A 26,693-nucleotide genomic window follows, 5' to 3' on the forward strand; every position below is an offset into this window, starting at 1 on the left:
CATGACGCCTTTGATGTTGTCCGTTCGGGCGTTATCGGTTAGAAATCGACGTTCACGCCCAACTGGAAGCTGCGACCCGGCATCACAGCCAGCGCTTTGTTGTACTCATCCTGATTGGTGGTTTCGGTCAGGGTGCGGCTGCTCAGATAATCCCAGTATTTGCGGTCGGTGATGTTATAAACGCCACCGCTGAGTTTCACGTTCTTCGCGACTTTCCAGTAGGCCGTTGCATCCACCATACCGTAGCCCGGCACATTCATGTATTCGGTGGTGGAACCCGTGATTGGCGTCCCGGCATTGGTGTAGCTCTGGCGGCTGGTCGCTTCGGCTTTTTTACCTTTCACGAAGGTGGCGGTCAGGGCGGTGCCGTAGATGCCGGATGGCGCATCCCATGCCACGCCAGCCACAAACTTCATTGGCGGCACGCTGTCGAGGTCAACATATTTGTCGCCATCGTAGCTGGATTTCGATTCACCCTTGGCATAACCCAGTGCGAAGGTGGTGCTCAGGCCATCAACGCTGCTGAACCAGGTACCGTAGTTAATTTTGGTACTCAGATCGCCACCGTAGATAAAGGCTTCATCGCGGTTTTCTGCCTGATAAATCGTATAAATATTGGAGGGCACATTGGTGAACATACCCGGGCTGCCCGCGCGGGTGTAACGGGTGTTAGCAATGAAGTTTTTGTAGGTGTTATAGAAGAGAGAAGTCTTGAAGGTCACGCCTTCCGTGGCTTCGCCTTTCATGCCCCATTCAAAGTTATTGCTGGTTTCGGTTTTCAGATTAGTGTTACCGATCAGCGCGTACTGACCACGGCCTGCGTAGTTAGAACCGAGGTTCCAGGATCCGTAAAGCTGGCTGGCATCCGGGAACTGGGCACCGCGCTGGTACTGCAGGTAAGTCATCAGCTTAGGGGTGATGTCATAGGTGAAGGCCAGTGATGGCAGGGCCTGTGTATCGGAGTTGGCTTTACCGTACAGGGTGGAAACCTGATCTTCAGAAACAATGCTGTTGGACAAGTCTGACAGGTTTTCTGCCTTGGTATTCTGATACGCGACACGCACCGCAGGCACCACAGAGAAGTTATGGCCGTCGAGGTCAAACTTAATGGTGTCTTGCAGGAAGCCGCCGAGGATATACGTCCGGCTGTTAGCTTCCGGCTGCATGATAGTCGTGAAAGCACTTTGATCCGGGCTTTCGCGGAATGGACGTTCAGTGTTGGACACGCGGCCGTTGATACCGGCACTCAGCTCATGGCGACCCAGCGTTTTTAGCCAGCTGGTCTCCGCGCCGTAAGTGTTCACGTCATAGTTTGAGTAGACGTTCATCATCTGCTTACTTTCGTTTGGCAGATAGGTGTTGTCGTGTGCCTGAGTGTACTGGTAATACACTTTCGAGACGATGGCATCCACGTAATCGTTGAATGGCGTCCATTCATCTTTCAGGCTCGCGCCCCAGCGGCGGGTGTTACTTTGCTGTTGTGCGGTACCCAGAATCGCGCTGCCAGCATTGTTCCAGGTATCGTAATGGGTGTGGTTCACTTTCTCGTAGTAATCGAGGGTGCCGGTGATTTTATGCGCATCATTCGGCTGCCAGATGACCGACGTCATAATGGCGTCAGAGTGCCAGTTGGCCGGATACGCATCGAGCGTATCGCTGTTGTTGCTGGTTTCCTGGCCGTCGCGGCGGCTGATGGCGATCAGGCCCCGCAGGGTTTCGTCACCGGCGGCAGCGGTGATGCCGTTGTGCCAGGAACGATCCGAAGAATCATAATCAGACTGGTAACCGAAATAGACTTCCTTGCCCGGACGCAGGTAATCGTCGGCAGATTTTGGCAGGAAGGAAACGGCACCGCCGATGGAGGTGTTGGCGCGATCGGCTGATGTGGCGCCGGATTCAATATCCACCTGACCGTAAATATACGGGTCGATGTAATCGCGGCCAATACCAAAGGTATTCAGGCCCGCACGGCTGACGTAGCTGCGCCCGGTAGCGTTTGGCTGCGGAATACCGTCGACGTCAATACCGACGCGGTTGCTTTCCAGGCCACGGATGTTATAGCCGGTATAACCGCTGCGGTCGAAGCCGCTTTTGCCATTGCCGGAGCCGCCACTCGCGCCGGTCGCGGTGATCAGCGGCTCATAACGCATGATAGTGCCGAAATCATTACCGCCTTTTCGCTGCATTTCTGCCGCCGTGATGGTGGTTTTCGAGCCTGGTTTTTTATCCGGCATCGTTTCGGTGACAGTCATGACTTCTTCATTGTTCTGCGCCAGATCCTGCGCGGTACGCACCGCCGGTTTTTTTTTGATGGCTTCAGAAGATTGCGTATTGCTTGCTGTGAGATCGGTATTGTCTTTAACGGCTTCCGCTGCATTTACGTTAAAGGTGGTGGTGAGAATCGTCCCCATGAAAATGACGTTTTTCACCAAACCCTGCTGTGTAAAGGATTTGAACATTTGTTATAAGTCCTGGACTAATTTTTTTAAGTTCTGCTCGCATTTACTGCCTTTCGACAAATCAGACGCGCTGGTCATCTGCATGCAATTCTTCCGTGAAAAGGCCATTGTCCTTATAAAATATGGGTTTATTTAACATCCGCACCCATTTCGGCTTCGTGAGAATGATAATGATACTGATAATTGTTATCAACAAAATGATAAAAAAAATGTAGTTCTTAACGAAATCTTTGCAATTCGTCTTTCGAAACGGGCCAGGGGGGCGCGGCTTTACAAGCCGGAAAGGCATGGTTAGAGTGGGTATAAATAGAAACTGTACCGTACAGTTAAGGAGCGAAAATGAAGGTACGTACCGAGGCCAGAAGGGATGCCATTGTGGATGCCGCGGCGGAATTATTTCAGGAGTGCGGCTACGAGCGTGCTTCGATGAATGAGCTTGCCCGGCGGCTTGGCGGATCAAAAGCCACACTTTACAATTACTTTCCCTCCAAAGAATCGCTGCTGGTGGCGGTGGTTAAAGCCTACGCCACCGGGCATCTTTCCGATGCCGTTGACGGGCTTTCCGCCCCCTTGCCTGATCTGCCGCTGGAAACGGTGCTGACCCGTTTTGGTGAAAGAATGTTGCTGGTGCTGACCAACGACGGTACCGCGCTGGCGGTATACCGGATGGTGATTGCCGAAGCCGGGCGTTCTGACATCGGTATGTTGTTTCACGATGCCGGTCCGGGTGAAGCCATCGAATCACTGGCGGCATTTTTAGCGCTGGCGATGCAAAAAGGGCAACTCGGCAATGCTGATGCCGATTTGCGCGCGCGCCAGTTTCTGGCGCTGGTGACGGCGCAAACCAATATGCGTTTGTACCAGAGCGACCCTGCGCCACTGGACGTCATCGAGATCAAGCAACTGGTGAAAAACGCCGTCGAGATGTTCCTGTACGGCGCCGTGCGCTAGCCATTCTTCCTCCGGCCACTGCAATCCGAAGCCATCCACCGCGATGGCTTTTTTGTTTTTCCTTACACTTTCCGGGATTGCGGAAAACATGACTAAGATATATCTTTCAGCAAACCTTATCGCAAAAGAGAGAACGTGATGGCACAACATCGCACTGAAACCCCTGCCGCAAACCTGCCGGTCCGGGTCAAAAACGAACTGGTTTTCCGTCATATCACGGTAAAAAGCAGTGAAACGATTTCCGGCTGTTTTAAACGCATTGTATTAAACGGCGACGAGCTGACCGGGTTTACGTCACGCGGCTTCGATGACCACATCAAACTGTTTTTCCCGGCGAATCCGGGGGATGCCATTACACCACCCGCTGCAACCGAAGAAGGGATTGTGTGGGGCGAAGGGCCGCGTCCGCTGAACCGCGAATACACGCCGCTGCATTACGATGCACAGACCAACGAACTGACGCTGGATTTCTATATTCACGACGGGGGTGTCGCCAGCGAATGGGCGGCTGATGCGAAGCCGGGCGATAAACTGATCATCGGCGGGCCACGTGGTTCACTGATCATCCCGACCACCTATAAATGGCAGTTGTATGTCTGCGATGAAACCGGTCTTCCGGCGGTGAAACGCCGTCTGCGTGAGCTGAAACAGGCGGCGTCTGACGCCAAAATCACCGTGCTGGTGAAAGTGAAAGACGTGAGTTGCGTCAGCTATTTAGATGATGAACAAGACTTCAACATCGAATGGATTGTCAGCGATGAGCACAACGGTTATCAGGAAGATGACGCGGCGGTTAAAAAACTGAAAAGCCTGCCGCTGCCGGAAAGCGATTACTACATCTGGGTCACCGGTGAAGGGAAATTCGCCAAAGGGCTGAATGATTATTTCGTGGAAACCCGTGGATTGGATGCGAACCTGGTGCGTTGTGTGGCCTATTGGCATAATAAATAACGATGATGAATCATAAACACCGCCGCGAAAGAATGTTCGAAACGGGGGATATCCGCCTGCTGATGCTGCATTTTTTGCAGCGGCGTCCCGCCCACGGTTATGAGCTGATCAAGGCCATCGAAGAATTATCCAAAGGTGAATACACGCCGAGCGCCAGTATCATTTATCCGAACCTGACCTTTTTAGAAGAACAGGGGTTGATTTCGGCCAGCCAGGAAGAGGGCGGTAAGAAGCAATATGCGATTACACCGGAAGGTTCGCAATCGCTGGCTGAACAGGGAGAACTGCTCGGCTCAGTGACGGAAAAACTGCATTCGCTGGCGATTTTATCCAACAATCGCAGCATTCCTGAAATGCAGCGCGCGATAAACAATATCCGCATGGCGCTGAACCTGCGGCTGGCGAAAGGCCCCATCGGACAGGAGACACTGTATAAAATCACCGATGCGTTAGACCGGGCGACAAAAGAAATCGAGCGCAGTTAGCCGTACCTCAGAAAGCAAAAAGCCTCCGGATGGAGGCTTTACTGTCCCGGTATTGTCACTTATCTTCCGGCCACGGGGTCAGTATTTCATAACCATCTTTCGTCACCGCAATCATATGTTCCCATTGTGCGGACAACGAATGATCTTTAGTCACCACGGTCCAGCCATCGGGCAGGACTTTGTTTTGTTTTTTACCGGCATTGAGCATCGGTTCGATGGTAAATAACATGCCTTCCTGCAATACCAGCCCGTGACCTTGCTCGCCATAATGCAGCACCTGCGGATCTTCGTGATAACCCATGCCGATGCCGTGGCCGCAATACTCTTCCACAATGGAAAACCCTTCGCGTTTCGCCACCGCAGCAATCGCAAAGCCGACGTCGCCGAGCGTTGCGCCGGGACGTACCACTGCAATACCGGCCATCATTGCTTCATAGGTGGTATCCACCAGACGGCGCGCCATAATGCCGGGTTCACCGGCGTAATACATACGGCTGGTATCGCCGTACCAGCCGTCTTTGATCAGCGCCACGTCGATGTTAACAATATCGCCTTTTTTCAGCGCCTTATCGGAAGGAATGCCGTGACAAATCACGTGGTTGACGGAGGTGCAGGTGGTTTTCTGATAGCCGTGATAACCGATATTGGCCGGGATCGCCTGCAATTCGTTGACGATAAAATCGTGGCAGATGCGGTCCAGTTCGTTGGTCGTAACGCCTGGCACTACGTACGGCGTGATCATATGCAACACGCGCGCCGCCAGTTTACCGGCGATACGGGCTTTATCGATGCCTTCCGGCGTTTTGACCATGCGGTTATTGTTGACGAAATACCTGCTGTCTAAACCATTATTCATTGCTTGCCTTCCTGTGTGTGCCACCCACGTTTAACAGCGTGCGGATACTTCCGGTGTTTTCTTCAGATTCCATGCTGCACTGCACCAGCAATTGCGAAATCTGGCTGTGCGTCATATCAGGATGGGTTTCCATCAGCATGCCAATCTTCATCCAGTGCTCGGCCTGTGCGTTCATCGAACGCGTATAAGCCATGCTGGCAATACGCAAATTCTCGTGCATCAGTTCTGAAATCTTAATGATACCCATGGGCTTGCCTCGGTAGTATACGAATCATATATGTTTTATATACTACGCAAAGCGAAAACGAAACTCAACCAGCGTGTTTCATGACACCTTTCGGAAAATGGCGTATATTGTGTTGATTTTTCAAGCTCTTATCCCAAATTTTAAATCCAAAAGGTTCACATGAAATCTACAAGTAAGTTACTTATCGGCCTTGTCTGTGTCATGGCGCTTTCTGGCTGCGCGCGTACCGAGCCGGTAACGACGCCGCATACCACGCTGGCAACCCATAATTCAGAAAGTCAGATCAGAACCGCTATTATCGACGCAGGGCAAAAACGTGGCTGGATAATGACGGATGGCGCACCGGGCGTGATTAACGGTCATCTGAATAACCGTGAACACAAAGCAGATATCCGTATTACCTATGACACCCGCGGCTACACCATTAATTATGTCGGCAGCACCAATCTGCTGGCCGGGAAAGGCGAGATTCACCGCAGTTACAACCATTGGGTGAATAATCTCGACAATGATATTCAGATTCGCCTGGCGTCCAGTGCCACAAAATAATTAAGTGTTAAGGGGGCGGGGTATTGGCTCTTAACAGAAAGTAAAACGCCTCCGCTGAACAGACGGAGGCGTTTTCGCTATATGGCCGGGTTTAGTGGCGCTTACTGGCCCGAGGACTCTTTTTTCATCGCGTCTTTGGACATGGAATCTTTCGACATGCTGTCTTTCTTCATGTGATCTTTCGACATGCAGTCTTTGCCCATACTGTCTTTCGCCATAGTGTCTTTGCTCATGCTGTCTTTTTTCATGCAGTCTTTTGACATATGGCCCATGGTGTCTTTCTTCGCCATTGCGTCAGCGGCATAGGTGGTGCTCACTGCGCCCATCATCAGGCAAGCAGACATCATCATTATGGTTAACTTTTTCATGGTAAATCCTTCTCTATAGGTTTGATGTACAAAGGGTGTTGTGGAGAGTGTTCAGCTTCCGCCGAACCAGTTGTAGCCCTGATCTTCCCAGTAGCCACCGGTAAATTTATTGGTAATTTCAATCACTTCGATGTGTTTCGGATTCTTGTAGCCGAGTTTGGTCGGCATCCTCAGCTTCATCGGGAAGCCGTATTGTCGCGGCAAAATCTGGCCGTCATAGGTCAGCGCCAGCAGGGTTTGCGGATGCAGTGCCGTCGCCATATCGATACTGGTGTAATACGCGTCGGCGCATTTAAAACTGACATATTCCGCCGTGAGGTCTGCCCCGATCAGGCGCAGAAAATCGCCGAACGGCACGCCGCCCCATTTACCAATCGCGCTCCAGCCTTCGACACAAATGTGTCGCGTCACCTGACTGACCTGCGCCATTTTGTACAGCGTCGGCAGTGACCATTCGCGTTTATCCAGTGCCAGACCGGCGATTTTCAGGCGGTAAGCGTTGCCGTCGACTTGTGGCGCGTCGTCTTCGGCGTAAAAAGCGTTAAACGGAAACGGACGGGTGATCATCGATTCGGCATACACCGGTGCGAGGCGCGTTGAACCGAACAGCCAGCCCTGCACGCGGTCATTGAAACCGGAGATTTTGCCCAGCGCATTTTCCACGCTGGCGTTATCGCTGATATCGCAACCGGTCAGCATCGCCACGCCGCCGAGTGTCAGTCCGCGTTGTAAAAACAGGCGGCGGGAGGGCGCATCCAGTTCGCGGATAATCTGTTTTTTCGCTTCCTGTAAAATCGCTTCGCTGTCGGAAGGACTGAAAATCTGGCTGAGGGTTCTTTTAACGATGTTTTTCATCATGTCTTCCTTAACGCCCGCGGATCATGGCAATCAGGGTTTTCGGCACCAGCGCCACCATCACGATATGCAACACCACAAATCCCACCAGTGAAGCCATCGCCAGAAAATGCACATAACGCGCGGTATCAAAGCCGCCCATCAGTTCGCGCAGCAGCGGGAATTGCACCGATTTCCACACCACCAGCCCGGAAAGCACCAGCACGATGCCGTCGAACATCACGAACACATACGCCGCACGTTGCACCATGTTGTAGTGCCGTAAATCGTCGTGTTTCAGCTTGCCACGCAGGGCAGCCCGCAAATCATTGAAGATGCCGCGTGGCGTCAGCGGCCAGAATTTCTGTTTCATCCGGCCGGTAAAAATGTTCATCAGCAGATAAAACAGGCCGTTAAAACCGAACAGCCACATACCGGCGAAATGCCACTGAATACCGCCGCCGAGCCAGCCACCCAGTGTCACCGCTGGCGGGAAATCAAAATCAAACAGGGGTGATGCGTTATAAATCTGCCAGCCGCTGGCCACCATAATCAGCACCGCCAGCGCATTCAGCCAGTGGGTCAGCCGCAGCCACAAAGGGTGCACCGTGGCCGGTTTGGATTTTGCCTGATGAGGTAATTCCGTGTGTATTGTCATAATGAAGTCCGGCTGTCCGCCCTGTGATGTAGCGAGTATTGAGCGGATTTGTTCCCCGAGACCTCACGCAAAGTTAAATAAAATGTGATAACTCGCAGACGGTTGCTTGTGTAGACTCAAACCATTAGGAAACGCCACGTTTTTGGGATAACACATGGATAAGACGAAGAAGATCCTGATCGTTGAAGATGACGGGGATATCGCAGAACTGCTCAGCCTGCATCTGCGTGATGAAGGTTATGAGATTACCCACGCCGCCGACGGCAATCTGGGGGTGGCACATCTGGAGAAGGGCGGCTGGGACGCGCTGATCCTCGATCTGATGCTGCCGGGCGTTGATGGTCTGGAAATCTGCCGCCGTGCGCGCAATATGACGCGGTATACGCCGATCATTATTATCAGCGCGCGTTCCAGCGAAGTACATCGCGTGCTCGGGCTGGAACTGGGGGCGGACGATTATCTGGCGAAGCCGTTCTCTATGCTGGAACTGGTGGCGCGGGTCAAGGCGCTGTTCCGGCGGCAGGAAGCGATGAGCCGTAATCTGAAAATGGATGCCGGAACGCTGAGCTTTTCCGGGCTGGTGATCGACCCGATTGCGCGTGACGTGATGCTCAATCATCAGTCTGTCGAGCTGACGCCCCGCGAGTTTGACCTGTTGTATTTCTTTGCCAAAAATCCCGGCAAAGTATTCTCGCGACTCAGCCTGTTAAATCAGGTCTGGGGCTATGAACACGAAGGGTATGAACATACGGTGAACACCCATATCAACCGGCTGCGCATCAAGATAGAAACCAATCCGGCCGAGCCGGAACGGATTCTGACCGTGTGGGGAAAAGGCTATAAATTCGTGTCCTCTTCTGAGGCGTCACAAGGGTAAATCATGAAAAATCTCACGCTGGCGCAAAGACTGACTCTGGTGTTTATGGTGTTGCTGATCGCCTGCTGCGCGCTTTCCGGCTATATGCAGGTGCGTTCCAGCAACCAGTACAGCCAGTCGGTGATCCAGCGTCTGTCGGCCAATCTGGCGACGCAGATCGCGGCGAATAATCCGCTGCTCAGCCAGGGCGACTGGGATCCGAAAGCGGTCCATACGCTGTTTGATCAGCTGATGGCGGTGAATCCGAGCGTTGAGGTGTATCTGCTCGACAAAGACGGCAATATCGTCGGCAATGCGGCGCCTCCGGGACGCTTGCAACAGCAGAAAATCGATTTAGCACCGGTGAATGCGCTGCTGCACGGCGCGAAAATGCCGGTATATGGCGACAATCCGCGTGACCCGCAAATCCCTCAGGTATTCAGCGCCGCGCCGTTGCAGGTAGACGGTGTGACCAAAGGCTATGTGTATATCGTGCTTCTCGGCGATGAATACACCGCACTGACCAGCGACGCGCAGTATCAGTCGGCGATTTCTCTGGCGCTGCGGTCTATGGGGCTGGTGGCACTGTTTGGCCTGCTGGCCGGTGCGCTGGCGTTCCGTTGGGTGACGCGCCCGGTGCGTAAACTCACGGGGCAGATTGCACAACTCGATTCCGGCGGCATGGACGCAATTCAGGCGCTGGCGAAAACGGATACTCCGGCCGGTGCCGCCCGCGATGAAGTCACGCAGTTACAACAGGCGTTTGTCGCGCTGGCAAAACGTATCGACCAGCAATGGCAAAGTCTGATGGTGCAGGATCAGCAGCGGCGGGAATTTATCGCCAATATTTCTCATGACCTGCGCACGCCGCTGACCTCCCTGCATGGCTATCTGGAAACGTTGTCGGTGAAAGCTGAACATCTGACCAACGAAGACCGGCAGCGTTATCTGAATATTGCCCTGACGCAAAGTAAAAAAGTCGGGCGGCTGGCGCAGGAATTATTTGAACTGGCACGGCTGGAATATGGCGTGGTGAAACCGCAGAAAGAACCTTTCTCGCTGAGTGAACTGGTGCAGGATGTTTTCCAGAAATTTGAACTGGCGACTGAAACGCGCGGGCAAAAATTACTGGCGGATATCACGCCGGGTATTCCGCTGGTGAATGCCGATTTAGGCATGATTGAACGGGTGCTGACTAATCTGCTGGATAATGCGATTCGTTTTACACCGGAAGGCGGCGTAATCGAAATAAAACTGTGGAAACAGGAAGGGCAGGTGATGGTACAACTGAAAGACAGCGGACCGGGCATTGCGCCGGAGCTGAAAGACAGCCTGTTTGTGCGTCCGTCAATCCTTAGTACCAATAAACACCGTGCGGGCGGGCTGGGGCTGATGATCGTGCGCCGCATTCTGCAACTCCACGGCAGCGATATCCGGCTGATTGAACAACCGAAACACGGTGCCTGTTTTCAGTTTTCCGTACCTGTTTAAATTCCTGATTTTTAATTTCCGTCAGGGTATGAATGCCGTGGCGGAATTAACGTAATGTTTCGTCATTAAGTTATTGTGATGTATTCATTAGTGTTAAATAATTATTATTTTTTTGATATAAACCAAAAAGGTTTAGCGCGTGAATTTAAACGGTACTTTTTGATCTTCGGCAGTAAATATATATTCAATCCGGCGATGAAAATAATTTTCTCATTATGTGGAATATTTATTTACCTGGATAAAAATATGTCTAAGAAAGAAAGCCACCCTCAAAATAATAACGTGCACGACCTCCGGTCTGCGATTGCATTTTTAGAAAGCCTGCCAGGCGAAATGGTCAGTACCGATGTGGAAGTGGATCCGCATGCGGAACTCTCCGGCGTGTACCGCTATGTCGGTGCCGGGGGAACCTGTGAACGTCCGACCCGTAAAGGCCCGGCGATGATGTTTAACACCATCAAAGGTTTTCCGGGGGTGCGTGTGGTCACCGGCCTGATGTCTACCCGCGAACGTGTGGGCTATCTGCTGAACTGTGCGCCGGAAAAACTCGGTTTCCTGCTGAAAGATTCGGTGAAAAACGCCATCGCGCCCGTGGTTGTGGATCGCGGCACGGCACCCTGTCAGGAAGTGACGTATCTGGCGGATGATCCGAATTTTGACCTGCGCACCTTGCTGCCTGCACCGACCAATACCGAAGAAGATGCCGGTCCGTATTTCACCATGGGCATGTGCTATGCCTCTGATCCTGAAACCAAAGAATCCGACATTACCATTCACCGCCTGTGCATTCAGAGCCGCGACGAACTGTCGATGTGGCTGACCCCGGGTCGCCATATTGATGCTTTCCGCGAAAAAGCCGAGCGTGCGGGTAAACCGCTGCCGATTTCCATCAGCATCGGCGTTGATCCGGCGATTGAGATTGCCGCCTGCTTCGAGCCACCCACCACGCCGCTGGGCTTCAACGAACTGAGCATTGCCGGTGCATTACGCGGGAAAGCGGTGGAACTGACGCACTGTGTTTCCATCGACGAAAAAGCCATTGCCCACGCCGAAATCGTGATTGAAGGCGAACTGCTGCCGGATGTGCGTGTCCGTGAAGATCAGAACACCAACACCGGCAAAGCGATGCCTGAATTCCCGGGCTATACCGGTGAAGCCAAAGCCGCGCTGCCGGTGATTAAGGTGAAAGCGGTGACGCATCGCCGCAATCCTATCCTGCAAACCACGCTTGGCCCGAGCGGCGAACACGTCAGCATGGCCGGTATTCCGACCGAAGCCAGTATTCTGGATATGATCGACCGCGCCATGCCGGGGCGTGTGTTGAATGTGCATGCGCACACCTCCGGTGGCGGTAAGTTACTGGCGGTGCTGCAATTTAAAAAATCCTCACCGGTGGATGAAGGCCGTCAGAGACAAGCCGCGCTGCTGGCGTTTGCAGCCTTTTCCGAGCTGAAACACGTGATTCTGGTGGATGAGGATGTGGATATTTTCGATACCGATGACATCCTGTGGGCGATGCAAACCCGCTATCAGGGCGACGTGGATACCGTCACTATTCCGGGTGTGCGCTGCCATCCGCTGGATCCTTCGCAACATCCAGCCTACAGCCCAGGTATTTTGCAGGAAGGTATGTCATGCAAAACTATTTTCGACTGCACAGTGCCGTTTCATCTGAAAGCCCATTTCGAACGTTCCAAATTTAAAGACGTCGATGTGAAGAAATTCCTGCCTGATTTTAAATATTAATATTATGTGCCCAAAATAATTCGCATTGCAGGAAGGCGGTTAACTATATGACCGGTGAGACATTCTGGTCATGCCCATTTCCCACTACTGGAGCCTGTTTATCCACTGACGGATGTCCGCACAAGCCACTTCCCCGTGAAGTGGCTTTTTGTATACTGGGCGTCACGCGGCCAGACTGACAGGAAGGGAAAGAAAGATGGATCTCAAAAGAATGCGCTATTTCTGTACTATCGCTGAGCAGGGCTCGATCAGCAAAGCGGCGAAAGTGCTGAATATCGCACAGCCTCCGCTCGGAAAACGCCTGCATGAGCTGGAAGAAGAAATCGGTTCGCCGCTGTTTATCCGCACCAGCAAACAAATGGTACTCACTGAAGCCGGACGCTTTCTGTATCGCAAAACCAGCGACATACTCAATCAGGTTAACAGCGTCACCAGACAAGCCATCGATATCGCCTCGCAAAAAAAACGCCCGGTGCGTATCGGCGTTTCTTACCTTTATCTGCGCTATTTCAACACCGTTTTTCTCGAGCTGTACCGCAAAAACCCGGACTGGGATCCGAACATTTTAGTGTCCGAATCGACCAGTCTGGAAGAGCTGGTGATGAACAAAACGCTGGATATGGCGATGATCCAGACGCCCGCCGACGTGCGTTCTTTCTACGTGCGTGAATTCGAGCCGATAAAACTGGTCGCGGTGGTGTCCGGCGAACTGGCGAACACGCTGCCGGAACGCACGCTTTCTTTCGCTGATCTCTCCGGTTTCCCGCTGGTGATGCTGCACCGCATGGGCGGCGAGGGGACGTATGAAGTGCTGCTCAACCGACTGTATGAAGAAGTGAAAGACGTGAATGTGATCATGAAAGTGTCCGAACCCCGGATGGTGATCGAGATGTTCCGCGACGGTCTGGTCGGTGCGGCGCTGATGCCGGGATCTGAAGTGGGTGAGAGCCGTCACTTCCGCAGCTTTGAAATCGAACAGAAGGGGAAACTTTTCCGTCCGGCCATTATTACCCTGCACACTGAAAAAGATTCTTTTTTGCCCGAGGCGTAGATTTTGTAAAGTCAGGAAAGAGTGAACTATAATCCCCACTCTTCATGCTGACTGGACGACCAGAGACTCAGCCATACTGATGCAGGGACGACCTTGCGTGTTTTAAGGACATTTTATGGCCTGGGTTTATCTGCTTTTCGCCGGTATTTTCGAAGTGGTCTGGTCGACCGCGATGAAAGAATCTCACGGTTTCACCCGTCTCATTCCCAGTATGCTTACGGTCTTCTTCATGATACTCAGCGTCGTTTTGCTGGCGATTTCCATGAAAACGCTGCCCCTCGGCACGTCTTACACCGTCTGGGTAGGCATCGGTGCCATCGGCGCTTTCATTCTCGGTGTTGTGATGTTTGGCGAAAGCCTTAATCCGCTGCGCGTCATCGCCGTCCTGCTGATTTTTTCAGGCGTAATTTTGCTGAAAGTAGCGACGAAAGGATAGAAGCGGCAACGCGGAACATGACAAAGCCGCTCTGTAAAAGGAGCGGCTTTTTTTACATCTTACTCACTGCGCTCAAAGAGAGTCCTGAATATCTGCTGAGAAACCGGCACCAGCCCGACTTTCAGGCCAAATGGTCTAAACAGTTTGTTGATGATGTCAGGCGTGTAATTTCCCTTATCATTTTCCACTTCTGATAGCGTCTTACGTGACACTGTCACTAGTTTCCCAAAGGCGTCTTGTTTTAACCCCAGCACCGTAATCCTCAGTGCTTTTAGTGCTTGTCCCTGCGTGATTTCACCCAAAAGTAACGCCCGCATGATGTCGAGCCGGGCTTGATTTCGGTCATTGGTGCTGACGGGTTTTGTCAGGTTCGACACTCTTCGCTGGGCTTGTTTTTTTCCCGTGGAAGATGTTTCTTCCTGAGCCAGCATTTGTCCGGCGTCACGCCGCACATGATTCGCCTCATTTTGTTTAGCCCGTATTTTATCAATGGTATTTCTCGCAGAGTTTGCGGCAATCTCTGGTTCTTTCATAACAACCCCCAGCGGCGTAACTTTTCAGGAATAAAACTGAAACTTATCGCGGGCATGTTCAAAATTTGCTGCGGTATGCCACGGGCTTCCAGCCGCTCTTTCAGTCCCGACAGTTGATGTGACGTGTTTTTAAGTGCCGAAAGTAATGTTTCTGCCGGGACAAGATCATCGAGTGATTGTGCAATGCCGGGATAATCGTATTCACCGCCGATTTCCAACGGAGCCTTCCATTTCGTCGTTCTGGCAATACCTTCCGGATCGGCTTTCATCGGCGCAAAATCGTAGATTGGTGCAAGCCGGATGCTGCGTTCATCTTTCAGGAAAGAGGTGTTACGCCCATGATTATCGCTGTTACCAAAAATAATATTGAGCAGATCTCGTCGTACCCATTCAGTCACAAACCCCGGGATATCAAAATCAAAACCTTGTTCTGTCACCATATGACTGTGTGAAATCTTATCGATCAGTGCACGGAGGGTTTCTTCATGATACAGCGTCACACCGGGCGCTTTGCGCAGGAGTGAATAGACTGATTCCATTCCGAAACGTCTGATAAGTCCTTCCTCTTCAAAAGAAATATCAAAACGCGGAAGCCAGAGTGACGGATAAGTCAGCCCTTCTTCCAGCCGCATGTTTTGCGTCGGGATCGTGTCAAACCCCATGGCTTCAAGCTCATGGTAGAAATAGAATTCTGCCCGAAGAATATTGCAGTCTACCTCTGTTCTTGCGCCACGGGGATATTTGACCAAATAGGGAATGTCCCGGTTGGCAGTGTCATTCTGGTAGGTATCAATCCAGATTTGCTGTTCCTGGCTACAACGCAGCAACAGCTTTGGTGCTTCGCCCCCGGCGCCTGTCGCGCCACCGGCAGCCGCACCGCGTTGTTGTGCGTAGTCCAGAAAGTCACCCGCCCGGTTTTTAACATCTTCTATAGTGAAGAAAAGTTTTTCAGCCAGCGGATTATATTCCGGTAATGATTCTTTTATGCGCAGATTGCCAACAGGGGACAAGGTGCCATGTTTGAGCAAAATGAAATTTTGCTGATCGGCTGTCAGTCCTTCGAGATCGAGATAGTTTGCCCAATAGCGGCGACTTGAACCGCTGGGAATAATATCATCAAGAAACTTCAGCCAACCCCGCTCATCGTCACCATCAAAAAACAAAGAGACGGGGTGATTCAACGATGCGGCATGGTTATCGTCACGATCAAGGTTATCAATAGCGTAATCCGAATGATAATTCAGTTCGGTCAGACGATAGTTATTCTGCTCACTGCCGGGAAAAGTGATGTTAGCAATATCAACCCAGGTATTATTGAGGAAAGCTTGTAACGTTAAAAATTCCATATGGGCTCCCATTAGTGTATGAGTGGTATATTACTCATTATCCAATGAGAGTCCATTTAATGTTACCTAAATAACTCATTAAAGGTTTTTTAAAGCAATAATGAGTGATATCCCACTCATTATGTTTTTTACCCCAATGACAAAGCCGCTCTGTAAAAGGAGCGGCTTTTGTTTTTATCTCAGGACTTCAGCAAATCATTTGTACAACACGGCAGTGCCGTGAAGACGGTTCTGACCACCGGCTTCGATGATTTTATAAGAGGTTGCACCGGCGGCAGCGGCTTTGGCTGCGAAGGTGGATTCCAGACCCTCTAACGTATTGCCAGAAGCAGATACAGTGCCGATTTCAGCGGCGAAGCTACCGAAAGAAACCGTGGCGAGTGCAGCAGCAACAACGAAAGTTTTGATAGATTTCATGATGTCATTCCTTCTCAATGTTTGTTTGGGGAAGGCCATGTGCCTTCGATGAGAAGAAGAATAACGCCGTGGGATTAGAATGAATAGCGAAGTGATTTGCTGATATTGGTTAAAATTTCTGAATAACATGTCAGGGGGCGAAATACCCCGTTTCCGGGGCATTTAATTCAGAACCGTTCTCCCTCCAGCGTCGAATCACACAGCGCAAACACTTTGCCCCAGCCATCGCCTGAGGCCAGCAGTTGCTGGATGTGCAGGGCGACATCACTCCTGCGCACGCGGCCGTGAGCTTCGGTTTGGATCAGGTGCGCTTTGCCGGTCGCCTCACCGTTCATCAGGCCACCGGGACGAAGGATACATCCTTCGAGCGAGCTGGTTTGCAGCCAGCTTTCCGCCAGTGATTTCTCACGAACCGCCTGGCCGAACGCCTGTTTTGCCCGTGCGGATAACGTTGGCCAACTGTCGCCGCAACCGATAGACGTCACCAGCAACATCTGGCGGATGCCGGCTTGTTCTGCGGTATCAATGATCAGCCGGTTGGCAGTGTAATCGGCAAGTTTGCCACCCAGCGTTGACACGATTTGCGCGTCCGGACCGGCCATCTGGCAGGCCTGCAATACATCTGCGGAATTGAGTGCATCGCCTTCAATGACGGTCACGCCCTGTTCACGCAATACTGCGGCTTGTTCAGGGTTGCGGATCAGTGCCACTACCGGGCGATCCTGCGCCGTGAGCTTAACCAGTTCTGCGCCGACACCGCTGCCTGCGCCAAAAATCAGCAAAGTATTCAAGGTTGTTTCTCTCTCTCAGCCAGCATGGCGGGAAGGGCACGAAAAGCATTCAGCTGATCGGCAAGAAGCTGGCGATGGCTGTCGCGCCCGACGAAAACCTTGAGCATGGCATAACCGCAAGCGTTTAAAAACCAGACACTTGCTGTGCTCATTCCCATAAATGGCCGTTCAACCAGGGCAATATGCTGGCAGTGTGTGGCACGGATATGGCCGCTCATTCCGTGTTTACCGCGCAAATTAAAGTAGCCGTGACGATGCGTGCCGGTCGGCAATTCACCGTGGAATTCAAGGATCAGATCCTCGTTATTCACCAGCGTCGTCACCTCGCCCCATGCCGTGATGTTGTCCCAGACCGCATCAAAATGTGTGCCTGCAAACAGAGAACTTCCCGGCAGATTGCGGATCACCTCCAGCGGCGTGATGGCATATTCCCGGGCGATATCTTCGACAGTGCCGTCGGGTTGCGTGGCTAAAAAGTCGATCAGGGACTGAAGGTTATCCGTGTGCATGTGCGTCATTCCGTAAGGTCAGTTGAGGGATCAGTGTTTGTAAGGCCTGCAACATATTGCTGGCCCAGAACCGCCCGGCAGGCGTGAGATTAAAGCGCGGGCCTTCGCTGTGCATCAGGCCGCACTGTTGCCATTGTTGCAACAGGGGTTCAAGCGGGAAGGGGTCTTCAACAATACGGCTGAGATCATAACGGCCCGCTTCGATGCCGCCCTGCAAATCCAGCCGCCAGCGGTGCTCGCGGGTCGTTGACGCTGTCATCATCATGATAGGTTTCAACCCGGCGTCCAGTTGCTGGTAATACGCTTCCAGACTGCGCGCCGTCATATACGACTGACCCTCCAGATTGCCGCCCGCCCCGCTGCCAAAGGCCAGACAATCCGCGCCTTTTTTGATCAGCAAATTGTAGAGATTGCGCTCGCGGGTGTTGCGCGCCCAGTGACTGTTACTGATCTGATGCCAGGCATCACGCGCCAGAAACGCCTCGCCTTCGAGATAAAAATCGCGGCGCATGCTGACATCCGGCAGTGTAGTGCGTTTATTCCCGACCGCTTTGCCCAGCGGCGTGGAAGGCAGCAGGTTCAGCGCATAAAGATCAACGCCATCCAGCGGCAGGTCGCGGATAATCTGCAAATCTTCCCGCCAGCTCTCAGGCGTCTGCTCCGGCAATCCGAACATCAGGTCGCAGACCACGGCAGCCCGGTCACGTTCGCCGAGTTTACGCAGGAAACTGATGGCTTCGTCACGGTTCGCGCGGCGCCCCATTCGCTGGCGGATGCGCGTGTCAAAGGTCTGAATACCGATGGAAAAGCGGTTCGCACCGGCATCCAGACAGGCATCAATCCGTTCATCATCAAAGTTAAGAATACGTCCTTCGACGGTGATTTCGCAGTCCGGCGCCAGGGGTAAACTGCGGCGCAGCGTGGTGATAATCCGGTGCAGTTGTTTCGCGCTGAGCGCGGTCGGCGTGCCGCCACCAAAGTACACGGCGTGGACAGGGGCGGACTGATGCAGCGGCGAACCGGCTTCCTGCTCAATTTCGCGGATCAGATAATCGCAGTATTGTTCTGTGGCTTGCGCTTCCAGCTTGTTCTGGTAGAACCCGCAGAATGTGCAGTGCGTGGCACAAAAAGGGATATGCAGATAGACCAGGCGCTTATTGGCCGCAAGTGTGCGCATGCAGAGCGCCTGCCACTGTGCAGGGACATCCTGCGGGGCGACGGGCTGCTGAGGTCGCCATGGCATCACTGCCCGCCGGTCGGGAAATGGCAGTCCCTGATCAGCGGCATAAAAACGCGAGAGGTCTAAGCTCATAGGGTTCTTCTTCTCCTGAAGAATCAATCATTCCCGAGCATTAAACGATAATGATTATCATTCGATCAAACCTAACCCGCGTTTTAGATGATCTGTATCAAGTTAAAAAGGATTACTGATCCAGTTCTGACTTACATTGATGCAACACGGCATCCATATCCCGATACGCCCAGTCCTGAACGTTATGTGTACTTACTGAGCGGCCAATAGACCCCACAGTGGCTTTATCAATCCAGTAGATACCCGCTGTTTCTCCATTTTTACTTACGGTCATTTCTTTCATTATATTGGCTGCATCATTTTCGGGTGTTCCGGTTTGATAGCCTTTTTGATTCAGGTTCTGACGTAAACAATAAGCAATGTCCCAGGGATGATTATTAATATAATCCACTGAAAAATTCTTTTCACCCGCACATGCTGATATCAGAAATATCAGCGTGAGTAATATTGGTTTCCTGAGCATAGTTATTCTCATCTCATTTTTCATTAGAGCTATTCCGGTTATTGATTCTCTCTTTTACCGGGCATGATGATATTGCTGCGCATATACCTCTGCGGACGCCCGATAATGAATATTATCGCGTTCCGGTACGAGCGCCAACAATTTAAAATTAGAAAATATGCGCATGGATTCTGCGTAATGTACGCATAAAAAATTCTTTATCAGGATGTTAAAATATTAACATCATCCTTATTTTTCAGCATCCCGTTGTCAAAGCGTTGTATTTAAGGACAGTATTAACGCATAACATGAGCCATCAGAATACGCTTATGCGAAAGTGGATGGTTAGAAAATAATGATATATTTATTAGCCTGATAGCGTGTTTTTCGGATGTTTAGCGTTAAAATTCAACAGGAGTTATGATGAAAAAAGTATTAAGCGTAGTGGCTGTTATGGGCATCATGTTTGCTGTCAGTGCCTGTTCCAGTGACTATGTCATTTCAACCAATGACGGGCATATGATTACAACACATGGCAAGCCGGTGAAAGACAAAGATACCGGTCTGATCTCTTATAAAGATACTGATGGCAGTGTTCACCAGGTTCATCAGGGTGACGTAAAAGAGATTGTCGAAAAATAAGTGCGCTGGCACAGGAACCGCCATTAATATCATTAATGGCGTCATCTGCAGGGTAAAAATATATATTTCTTTCTCAGAAAGTTATAGCCGATTGCCAGCCCGAAAAACATAAATCTCTCTTATGGTCTGGTTCAAGGGGAAATAGAGCACGTTTGCTGACATCGCTGATGCTGCTCGACGAGCCGACCACCTATCTTGATATCAGCCATCAGGTTGAGCTGATGAACCTGCTGCGCAGTCAGAATCAGCAGGGGAAAACGCGGGTGGCGGTGCTGCACGATTTGAATCAGGCCAGCCGCTATTGTGATTATCTGGTGATGATGGCGGCGGGCAAAATTATCGCGCAGGGCACGCCGGAAGAGGTGATGACACCCGAATTGCTGGCGCAGGTTTTTGATATCGATGTGCAAATCTACCCTGAACCGGCGTCGGGCAGGCCGATGTGTATTGTGCGGTGAAATGGGGTGTTAACCCCATTTTTATCATGAACGGTCATTCCATTCATCGGTATATTTAATATTGCCGTCAACATAGTGCCAGGTGATTTTGTTGTACATCATTGACACGGATTCCGTGTGATTAATCTGCGAATTACCTGACATTTTAACGTTCGGCATCCCGGGATTTACGCCAGTAATCTTCACGCCCTCAATCGTCATAATAAAATAAACCTCTTCGCGTCCGGCATCGTTAATACGGTACCAGCGGATCTCAGCGGACTTTAGTGTTTGGCCTTTTGAAACCGCTTTATATAAATAAGGACTCGACGAATCGAATTCCTTTTCAAACATCATCGGTGAATGAGAGCGTGTCCCGGTAATGCTGCCACTGCGACTATCGACGGGAATATTCAGACCGTGGCTGAAACCGATGATCTCAATACTTCCCTCACGCCCTGCAACATCCACTGAACCTTTGATAGCGGAACCGCCATCATCATAAAGCCACATATAAGCGGGTATTGGCATTGCTGTAATTCCCTTTAATAAAATGAGACTTCACGTTATGCCCATACTGCTATCAGCGCAATTAGCGGATGTCGTAATGGACTGAATTTTCAGAATTTTATTATCAATTCAGGCAGTCCTGACGTCTGTTTTTTGCGGTGCGACTCCTGTAGTGTCATCCCTTAAGCTAAATTTTCAAAAGGCGGTTTCATGGCTTTACAAGGAAAGTTTGTTATTAATGATGCGGATTACTGCCCTCTGATGATGTATGGGGTCGGTACTTACATGGCTTACTCTGGCAAAGATGCTTATCGCAACAGGGCAAGTTGTATTGGAATTCCAAATCTGGGGCCGATTCCCTATGGTCGCTATCATATTGTGAAACGAGTAACGGGTGGGGTGAAAGGTGTTGTCAGGGCCGATATCCGTGATTCCTATTCGTGGTTTACGCCTACCCCGGTGATTAAGGCGGAGTGGTTTGCTCTTTATCGGGACGATGGGTCCATAGATGACAAAACATGGATAGAAGGAGTGGAACGAGGCAATTTTCGCTTGCATCCTCCCGGCCCGCTGGGGATATCCTATGGATGTATCACCCTTCAGCATCGCAGTGATTTTATGGCTATTCGTCAGGCCTTGATGTCTACCCGGCAGACAGAATTACCCAATGGTTTAATGAGTTATGGAATGATAGAGGTGATCCTGAATGGGCAGGCGTCGTGTGACAACGGGATTTAGAATATTAATTGCAGTGGGCATTTACGTTCTGGTTTTTCTTATTCTGCGGCCTTCATCCCCGGTGACTAAAGAACAATATATCTTCTGGAATGACACAGCCGCGTTATTTGGAGAACCAGACGTTGAAGGCTTTATCGGATTGACGCTATTTATTATTTGTCCTGTTATCACAGTTCTTTTGTATCAGGTGATCGTCAGGCTTTTACACTGGCATCTGAACAAACCCGATAAATGATGAATCCGTGGACATCATCAATGCGGCGAGATTAAACCCGCCGCGCATTTTCAAGATTTCTCCTTCTTTCTACTCCCATGCTCTGCCGCGTAAAAATATGGTTTTTCGTTGCCATTGTTTTCTCTCAGGTTGTGTTTATCAGCTACACTTTTGACACCCCTACAGCGCCAATCAAAAGAGCGCAAGATAACGAGAAAACATCATGATCATTTCTGCATCAACGGACTACCGCGCCGCGGCAAAAAGTAAACTGCCGCCATTCCTGTTTCATTACATCGACGGCGGCGCTTACAACGAGCATACACTCAGACGTAATACCGCCGATCTGGCCGACATCGCCTTGCGTCAGCGCATCCTCAAAAACATGTCCGATCTCAGTCTTGAGACACAACTGTTTGGCGAAAAACTGGCGATGCCCGTCGTGCTGGCACCGGTCGGTCTGACCGGTATGTACGCGCGACGCGGCGAAGTGCAGGCTGCCCGCGCGGCGGCGAAAAAAGGCATTCCTTTCACGCTTTCCACCGTCTCTGTCTGTCCGATTGAAGAGGTTGCACCGGCCATCGACCGGCCGATGTGGTTCCAGCTTTATGTGTTGAAAGACCGGGGTTTCATGCGCAATGCGCTGGAACGCGCGCAGGCGGCGGGGGTTAAAACGCTGGTGTTTACCGTGGATATGCCGACGCCCGGCGCACGTTATCGCGATGCGCATTCCGGCATGAGCGGTCCAAACGCCGCTGCACGCCGCATGTTGCAGGCGGTCATGCATCCGCAATGGGCCTGGGATGTGGGGCTGAATGGCAAACCGCATGATCTGGGTAATGTTTCCGCTTATCGCGGCAAACCCACCACGCTGGAGGATTATATCGGCTGGCTGGGCGCAAACTTCGACCCGTCGATTTCATGGAAAGATCTGGAATGGATCCGTGAGTTCTGGAAAGGCCCGATGATTATCAAAGGGATTCTGGATCCGGAAGATGCAAAAGACGCGGTGAAATTTGGTGCTGATGGCATTGTGGTCTCCAACCACGGCGGCCGTCAGCTTGACGGTGTGTTGTCCACCGCCCACGCACTGCCGGCTATTGCAGACGCGGTGAAAGGTGACATCACCATTCTCGCCGATTCCGGCATTCGCACCGGTCTGGACGTGGTCCGCATGATTGCGCTCGGTGCAGACAGCGTGCTGCTGGGCAGGGCGTTTGTGTATGCGCTGGCGGCGGCGGGCGAGGCCGGGGTCATTAATCTGCTGAACCTGATCGAAAAAGAAATGCGGGTAGCGATGACATTGACCGGGGCGAAATCCATTGCTGATATCAGTGGCGATTCGCTGGTTTACGGACGGAATCAGTTGCATCGCGCGACCTTGTAAAATGCAGAGGGCGCAACTTCCGTTTGAAGCCACGCCCTGTTTCATTACCCCACGCAATAGCCGTTTCTGCCTGCATGTTTGGCGTCATACAGCGCACCGTCGGCACGTTTGAGTAATTCCAGCGAAGTCATGCCCGGCGACCATTGCATAATGCCCTGGCTGACCGTCACCGTGTCTGCCACCTGTGATAAGGCGTGCGGGATAGCCGCCTGCGTTACGCTTTGCCTGATGCGTTCCGCGACGACCTCCGCATCGTCGGCGGTGGCGCTGTGCAGCAGGATCACAAACTCCTCACCGCCATAACGGGCCACCAGATCGGCCGGTTGTCTTACGACCTGTTTAAAACACTCCGCGATGCCCACCAGACAAGTATCTCCGGTCTGATGGCCGTAATGGTCGTTGTATTTTTTGAAATAATCCACGTCAATCATGATCAGGGAAAAGGTGCCGCCCTGACGTTCCGTTTGCGCAATCAGTTGTTCAAGCTGATTATCAAGCTGGCGGCGGTTCGCTACGCCCGTCAGCGGATCATAATGCGCCAGATTATCCAGCTTGCTGACCAGCAACTGGTTGTCGCATTCCCGCCTGACAGAAAGGACAAACCAGCGGCTGAGCATAATACGCGCGCTTTCAAACAGGGCGCTGACGACAATCATCGCAGCGATTTCCAGAATCGGAATATCCGCTTTCAGCAGTACCAGATGAAAAAATAATGAAAACCACAGCGGTAATGTGAAGCTGTAAAGGATCGGCATGGTCGGGTACAGCGCAATCAGCGCCGTAAAAATCAGCATACAGAACAGCGGGAAGACCAGTTGTTGCTGCGTGTCACTGGCCAGCATGAAATGGAACACCACGGCCCAGAATAAACCGACCAGAAACGCCAGTATCATCGCGGGCGTACGTGAGCGTATGAAGCGCAGCACGGGCAAAAGAATGATAAAAAATACCAGGAAAATCAGGGCTAAATTATCCAGAACCGGACCGGAAACCGCCACGTCGGCGTTCGGATCCAGTAATACCCTGAACTGATGACGTCCGAATAAAAAAAGCACAAAACCAAGATTGGCGAGCAGCAACCAGATAGCGCTGATGCGCAGTGAGGCTTTTTTATAGTGATCCAGCAGGGCGTTAAACGCTGTGTCTTGCCGCGTGTGAGTGGTTTTTTGCATGGTTTTCCTTAACGTCGTCTTCGTGGATAGTGTAGACGAGGAAGAGTTTTTACTCCTCCCCCTGCGGAGGCCGGGAGGGGTTTTAAGGACGAAACGATGGCCAAAGCAGACATCAACTTCTTGATTTTTTTGTAATACCCCAACCCTCCCCTTCGCAGGGGAAGGCGTTGTCCGGTGTTCGTAGACAGGCAGCCAGTTGTTCCCCAGTTACGCCCGCGATGACCATCTCATTCACGGGGGGCGCAAAGGCAAACTCCCTTAACCATTGCTGCCTCGCCGCTTCCAGCCTGTCAGCGGGCCGCGCGCTAAGCGATTCCCGCAACACGCAGCGCTTTTCTTCCAGTGTCTCCGGGGTAATGCCGTCAATGATGGCCGGGATCTGCGCGATAAACGTATGGATAAACCCCAGCAGTGTTTCTGCGCTATACGTCGGCGATTGTAATGCAAACAAAATGCCGGACTGGCGGGCGGTCTGATGGAAACGGCAACTCACTACGTATCCGACATTTTTTTCGACGCGCAATTGCTGGAAGAATTTGGGTTCGAGGAACGACGCTAAAATCTGCGTGGCGGCCAGGCATTCAGCGGTGTTTTCCGCCAGCGGACAGAATAGCAATACCGCAGCATCGTCTCCGGCGGTCGTGAATTCATGCACTCCGCCTGACGAGCTGCTGACCACTTCCGGCAGTTTTGCCAGCAGGGTGCGTATCGCGATATCCGATGCCAGCTGATGCTGTTCCTGCTCAAACAGCCGTTTGCCTTGTGCCAGCGCGGCGGGAGAAGGCGCGCGCAGCAGTTCGAGCGCCGTGGCGAGCGTGCGCGTCGCCCATGCCTGAGAGCCGCTAAGTTGTAATAATCCGTTGCCCTGCGCACAGGTAAACACCAGAGAATGACCTGCATGGGCAGATTGCGCGCAAAGGGCGCGCAGGCTGGCGCGGGCGATACACGCCTGAAGTAAGGTCAGCGGGGCACCGGTGGTCAGGATGCTTTCCCCTGTTTTAAGCGTGATTCCGGCGGACGGGAGGTAAAACCTAAAAGGTGATTTCGTGACGTTGTCACATTGTGATTGCCATTCTTTAAAACTGACCGGCAGGGTGAAGCCTTTTACCGGGGTGTTTTGACCAGACACATCCGGCGCAATCCACAGCCGCGTCATGTTTTCCGGCTTTAACTCGCTGAGCAATATCTGCCAGCCGTTATGCGCGGCGGGCGGGAAATCCAGGGTGCGGGCGCGCAGTTGATCCAACGGCGTCAGGCGGCTGAAATCGCGATGCGCGAGGGCAATGTAATGTTGCAAATGCCCGGTGCGTAAAGCATGAATCTGTTGCAGCCAGTGGCAGAACAGTGTTTCCACACGTGCACATAAAACAGGCGTGGTATCGCAGACGAGAAATTCAATACTGAGAATAGCGTCACTGTCGGATGCGTACGGCAGCGAAACCTGCACGCTGTCTGCCAGCGCCTGGGTTCGAAGTTGATCCAGCAAACTGCCCGGTGCTTCATCCGCCAGGAGCTGACGCAATAACGTCAGCGCGGGCGAGGGCGTGACCGGGAACGAAAAACGCAGTCGTGGTGACCCGTCAAGACGCAATTGCAGATGGCGTTCGTCGCGCAATACCAGAGGCTGAGCAGGCGCTGGCTGAGAACCGTTGCAGGCAACAAAGGCATTGCCGTAACGCTCTGCCAGCGTGGTCAGTTCAGCGACAGATTGCGGCCCCTGTAACCACAACGTGAGCTGCCCTGCGGTGAAGAATTGCTGATGATAGTCCGTCAGTGCCTGTTGCAGAGCGGAAATATCCTCACCGAAAGCGGTACGGTTACCGACGTGAAAATCATGCAGTTGTGCCGGAGCCGCAAAGGCCAGACTCAGCGCCGCATTACAAAGGGAATCCGCATGACCGGTCAGCATGCGGTATTCGGCGTCGATCACCGCCACTTCCTGCTGCACGGCCTCCGTTGCCAGCAAAGGTTGCGCCAGCATATCCGTCAGACGCGCCAGACCGTCTGCAAACTTTGCCGGTGTCATATCGAAAAACCACGCCGTCGAGGTGGCGTGCGTGCTGGCGTTGAGTCGCGCTCCTTCGGACTGCGCCCACATCATCAGCCGTTCATCACCCTGAAACTGACGGCTTCCGGCAAACACGACGTGCTCGAACAGGTGCGCCAGACCGGGAAACGCGGGCGGTTCGTGATGACTTCCGGCATCCAAATGAATGAGTGCGGCAGCACGCGAGGCCTGTGGGTCGTGAAGAATATTGACCCGCAATCCGTTAGCCAGTGTCAGGGTGTGTACGGCTGGCAGCAT

The 26,693-nt window shown here is 52.1% G+C and carries 28 protein-coding genes and 1 pseudogene; 13 read left to right on the top strand and 16 right to left on the bottom strand.

Annotated features, from left to right (window positions below; all coding sequences use genetic code 11):
* Positions 1–38: 38 nt before the first annotated feature.
* The gene (locus GW591_RS16015; RefSeq protein ID WP_370461751.1) at positions 39–2,411 is read right to left on the bottom strand and encodes a TonB-dependent receptor domain-containing protein; all 2,373 of its coding nucleotides are present in this window, start codon (positions 2,409–2,411) and stop codon (positions 39–41) included.
* A 387-nt stretch (positions 2,412–2,798) separates the two neighbouring features.
* Between GW591_RS16015 and GW591_RS16020 the strand changes: the two genes are divergently transcribed.
* The 3 genes from GW591_RS16020 to GW591_RS16030 all read left to right on the top strand — a co-directional run bounded on the left by GW591_RS16020 (position 2,799) and on the right by GW591_RS16030 (position 4,846).
* Positions 2,799–3,410, top strand: coding sequence for a TetR/AcrR family transcriptional regulator (locus tag GW591_RS16020; RefSeq protein ID WP_013578092.1), 612 nt, complete (start codon positions 2,799–2,801; stop codon positions 3,408–3,410).
* 138 nt (positions 3,411–3,548) lie between these two features.
* The gene (locus GW591_RS16025; protein ID WP_119262335.1) at positions 3,549–4,361 is read left to right on the top strand and encodes a siderophore-interacting protein; all 813 of its coding nucleotides are present in this window, start codon (positions 3,549–3,551) and stop codon (positions 4,359–4,361) included.
* A gap of 2 nt (positions 4,362–4,363) precedes the next feature.
* Positions 4,364–4,846: a PadR family transcriptional regulator gene (locus GW591_RS16030; protein WP_223509528.1), complete on the top strand. Its 483-nt coding sequence runs from the start codon at positions 4,364–4,366 to the stop codon at positions 4,844–4,846.
* 55 nt (positions 4,847–4,901) lie between these two features.
* On the opposite strand, the gene map is transcribed toward GW591_RS16030, so the two are convergent.
* Positions 4,902–5,657, bottom strand: a complete 756-nt coding sequence (gene map, locus GW591_RS16035; protein ID WP_041673469.1) for a type I methionyl aminopeptidase — start codon at positions 5,655–5,657, stop codon at positions 4,902–4,904.
* A 37-nt stretch (positions 5,658–5,694) separates the two neighbouring features.
* Positions 5,695–5,949, bottom strand: a complete 255-nt coding sequence (locus tag GW591_RS16040) for a ParD-like family protein (RefSeq protein ID WP_013578096.1) — start codon at positions 5,947–5,949, stop codon at positions 5,695–5,697.
* 159 nt (positions 5,950–6,108) lie between these two features.
* On the opposite strand from GW591_RS16040, the gene GW591_RS16045 reads away from it, so the two are divergent.
* The gene (locus GW591_RS16045; RefSeq protein ID WP_013578097.1) at positions 6,109–6,498 is read left to right on the top strand and encodes a hypothetical protein; all 390 of its coding nucleotides are present in this window, start codon (positions 6,109–6,111) and stop codon (positions 6,496–6,498) included.
* A gap of 101 nt (positions 6,499–6,599) precedes the next feature.
* Here GW591_RS16045 and GW591_RS16050 read toward each other — a convergent pair whose 3' ends face one another.
* The 3 genes from GW591_RS16050 to GW591_RS16060 are packed head-to-tail and all read right to left on the bottom strand — an operon-like array spanning position 6,600 to position 8,358.
* Positions 6,600–6,866: a pentapeptide MXKDX repeat protein gene (locus tag GW591_RS16050; RefSeq protein WP_013578098.1), complete on the bottom strand. Its 267-nt coding sequence runs from the start codon at positions 6,864–6,866 to the stop codon at positions 6,600–6,602.
* 51 nt (positions 6,867–6,917) lie between these two features.
* A complete protein-coding gene (locus GW591_RS16055) occupies positions 6,918–7,721 on the bottom strand; it encodes a molybdopterin-dependent oxidoreductase (RefSeq protein ID WP_013578099.1) in 804 nt (267 codons plus the stop codon).
* A gap of 10 nt (positions 7,722–7,731) precedes the next feature.
* Positions 7,732–8,358 (bottom strand): cytochrome b/b6 domain-containing protein, encoded by a 627-nt coding sequence (locus tag GW591_RS16060; protein WP_166860976.1) that lies wholly within the window; start codon positions 8,356–8,358, stop codon positions 7,732–7,734.
* 154 nt (positions 8,359–8,512) lie between these two features.
* On the opposite strand from GW591_RS16060, the gene GW591_RS16065 reads away from it, so the two are divergent.
* The 5 genes from GW591_RS16065 to GW591_RS16085 all read left to right on the top strand — a co-directional run bounded on the left by GW591_RS16065 (position 8,513) and on the right by GW591_RS16085 (position 13,938).
* The gene (locus GW591_RS16065) at positions 8,513–9,235 is read left to right on the top strand and encodes a response regulator transcription factor (RefSeq protein ID WP_013578101.1); all 723 of its coding nucleotides are present in this window, start codon (positions 8,513–8,515) and stop codon (positions 9,233–9,235) included.
* A 3-nt stretch (positions 9,236–9,238) separates the two neighbouring features.
* The gene (locus GW591_RS16070; protein WP_166860978.1) at positions 9,239–10,705 is read left to right on the top strand and encodes a sensor histidine kinase; all 1,467 of its coding nucleotides are present in this window, start codon (positions 9,239–9,241) and stop codon (positions 10,703–10,705) included.
* 246 nt (positions 10,706–10,951) lie between these two features.
* The gene (locus GW591_RS16075) at positions 10,952–12,451 is read left to right on the top strand and encodes a UbiD family decarboxylase (protein ID WP_013578103.1); all 1,500 of its coding nucleotides are present in this window, start codon (positions 10,952–10,954) and stop codon (positions 12,449–12,451) included.
* 196 nt (positions 12,452–12,647) lie between these two features.
* Positions 12,648–13,502: a LysR family transcriptional regulator gene (locus tag GW591_RS16080; RefSeq protein ID WP_013578104.1), complete on the top strand. Its 855-nt coding sequence runs from the start codon at positions 12,648–12,650 to the stop codon at positions 13,500–13,502.
* A 115-nt stretch (positions 13,503–13,617) separates the two neighbouring features.
* The gene (locus tag GW591_RS16085) at positions 13,618–13,938 is read left to right on the top strand and encodes a DMT family transporter (RefSeq protein ID WP_013578105.1); all 321 of its coding nucleotides are present in this window, start codon (positions 13,618–13,620) and stop codon (positions 13,936–13,938) included.
* Positions 13,939–13,997: 59 nt separating this feature from the next.
* On the opposite strand, the gene GW591_RS16090 is transcribed toward GW591_RS16085, so the two are convergent.
* The 7 genes from GW591_RS16090 to GW591_RS16120 all read right to left on the bottom strand — a co-directional run bounded on the left by GW591_RS16090 (position 13,998) and on the right by GW591_RS16120 (position 19,333).
* Complete coding sequence (locus tag GW591_RS16090) at positions 13,998–14,471, bottom strand: helix-turn-helix transcriptional regulator (RefSeq protein ID WP_013578106.1); 474 nt, start codon at positions 14,469–14,471, stop codon at positions 13,998–14,000.
* Positions 14,468–15,817: a type II toxin-antitoxin system HipA family toxin gene (locus GW591_RS16095; RefSeq protein WP_013578107.1), complete on the bottom strand. Its 1,350-nt coding sequence runs from the start codon at positions 15,815–15,817 to the stop codon at positions 14,468–14,470. The genes GW591_RS16090 and GW591_RS16095 overlap by 4 nt, the downstream gene beginning before the upstream one ends.
* Before the next feature lie 195 nt (positions 15,818–16,012).
* Positions 16,013–16,234, bottom strand: a complete 222-nt coding sequence (locus tag GW591_RS16100; protein ID WP_014416648.1) for a YdgH/BhsA/McbA-like domain containing protein — start codon at positions 16,232–16,234, stop codon at positions 16,013–16,015.
* A 167-nt stretch (positions 16,235–16,401) separates the two neighbouring features.
* Positions 16,402–17,025, bottom strand: coding sequence for an NAD(P)H-binding protein (locus GW591_RS16105; protein ID WP_014416649.1), 624 nt, complete (start codon positions 17,023–17,025; stop codon positions 16,402–16,404).
* Positions 17,022–17,534, bottom strand: coding sequence for a heme utilization cystosolic carrier protein HutX (gene hutX / locus GW591_RS16110; protein ID WP_404814850.1), 513 nt, complete (start codon positions 17,532–17,534; stop codon positions 17,022–17,024). The genes GW591_RS16105 and hutX overlap by 4 nt, the downstream gene beginning before the upstream one ends.
* Positions 17,521–18,846 carry a heme anaerobic degradation radical SAM methyltransferase ChuW/HutW gene (gene hutW, locus GW591_RS16115; RefSeq protein ID WP_166860982.1) on the bottom strand — a complete coding sequence of 442 codons (1,326 nt, stop codon included), beginning with the start codon at positions 18,844–18,846 and terminating at the stop codon, positions 17,521–17,523. The genes hutX and hutW overlap by 14 nt, the downstream gene beginning before the upstream one ends.
* A gap of 112 nt (positions 18,847–18,958) precedes the next feature.
* Positions 18,959–19,333 (bottom strand): hypothetical protein, encoded by a 375-nt coding sequence (locus GW591_RS16120; RefSeq protein ID WP_013578111.1) that lies wholly within the window; start codon positions 19,331–19,333, stop codon positions 18,959–18,961.
* A 378-nt stretch (positions 19,334–19,711) separates the two neighbouring features.
* On the opposite strand from GW591_RS16120, the gene GW591_RS16125 reads away from it, so the two are divergent.
* Positions 19,712–19,930, top strand: coding sequence for a YgdI/YgdR family lipoprotein (locus GW591_RS16125; RefSeq protein WP_013578112.1), 219 nt, complete (start codon positions 19,712–19,714; stop codon positions 19,928–19,930).
* A 125-nt stretch (positions 19,931–20,055) separates the two neighbouring features.
* Positions 20,056–20,388 (top strand): annotated as a pseudogene (locus GW591_RS16130) (ferric citrate ABC transporter ATP-binding protein FecE); the annotation flags it as partial.
* Positions 20,389–20,412: 24 nt separating this feature from the next.
* On the opposite strand, the gene GW591_RS16135 reads toward GW591_RS16130, so the two are convergent.
* Positions 20,413–20,898: an Hcp family type VI secretion system effector gene (locus tag GW591_RS16135; protein ID WP_131637449.1), complete on the bottom strand. Its 486-nt coding sequence runs from the start codon at positions 20,896–20,898 to the stop codon at positions 20,413–20,415.
* Positions 20,899–21,087: 189 nt separating this feature from the next.
* Between GW591_RS16135 and GW591_RS16140 the strand changes: the two genes are divergently transcribed.
* On the top strand, positions 21,088–21,615 hold the full coding sequence (locus GW591_RS16140) for a DUF2778 domain-containing protein (protein WP_131637451.1): 528 nt from the start codon (positions 21,088–21,090) through the stop codon (positions 21,613–21,615).
* A gap of 437 nt (positions 21,616–22,052) precedes the next feature.
* Positions 22,053–23,216, top strand: coding sequence for an FMN-dependent L-lactate dehydrogenase LldD (gene lldD / locus GW591_RS16145; protein ID WP_121019890.1), 1,164 nt, complete (start codon positions 22,053–22,055; stop codon positions 23,214–23,216).
* 44 nt (positions 23,217–23,260) lie between these two features.
* Here lldD and GW591_RS16150 read toward each other — a convergent pair whose 3' ends face one another.
* Both GW591_RS16150 and pqqF read right to left on the bottom strand, forming a co-directional pair.
* On the bottom strand, positions 23,261–24,388 hold the full coding sequence (locus GW591_RS16150; RefSeq protein WP_166860984.1) for a sensor domain-containing diguanylate cyclase: 1,128 nt from the start codon (positions 24,386–24,388) through the stop codon (positions 23,261–23,263).
* Positions 24,389–24,500: 112 nt separating this feature from the next.
* Positions 24,501–26,693 carry a pyrroloquinoline quinone biosynthesis protein PqqF gene (pqqF, locus tag GW591_RS16155; RefSeq protein WP_112198724.1) on the bottom strand — a complete coding sequence of 731 codons (2,193 nt, stop codon included), beginning with the start codon at positions 26,691–26,693 and terminating at the stop codon, positions 24,501–24,503.

Source organism: Rahnella aceris (genome assembly GCF_011684115.1).
Taxonomy (GTDB): domain Bacteria; phylum Pseudomonadota; class Gammaproteobacteria; order Enterobacterales; family Enterobacteriaceae; genus Rahnella; species Rahnella aceris.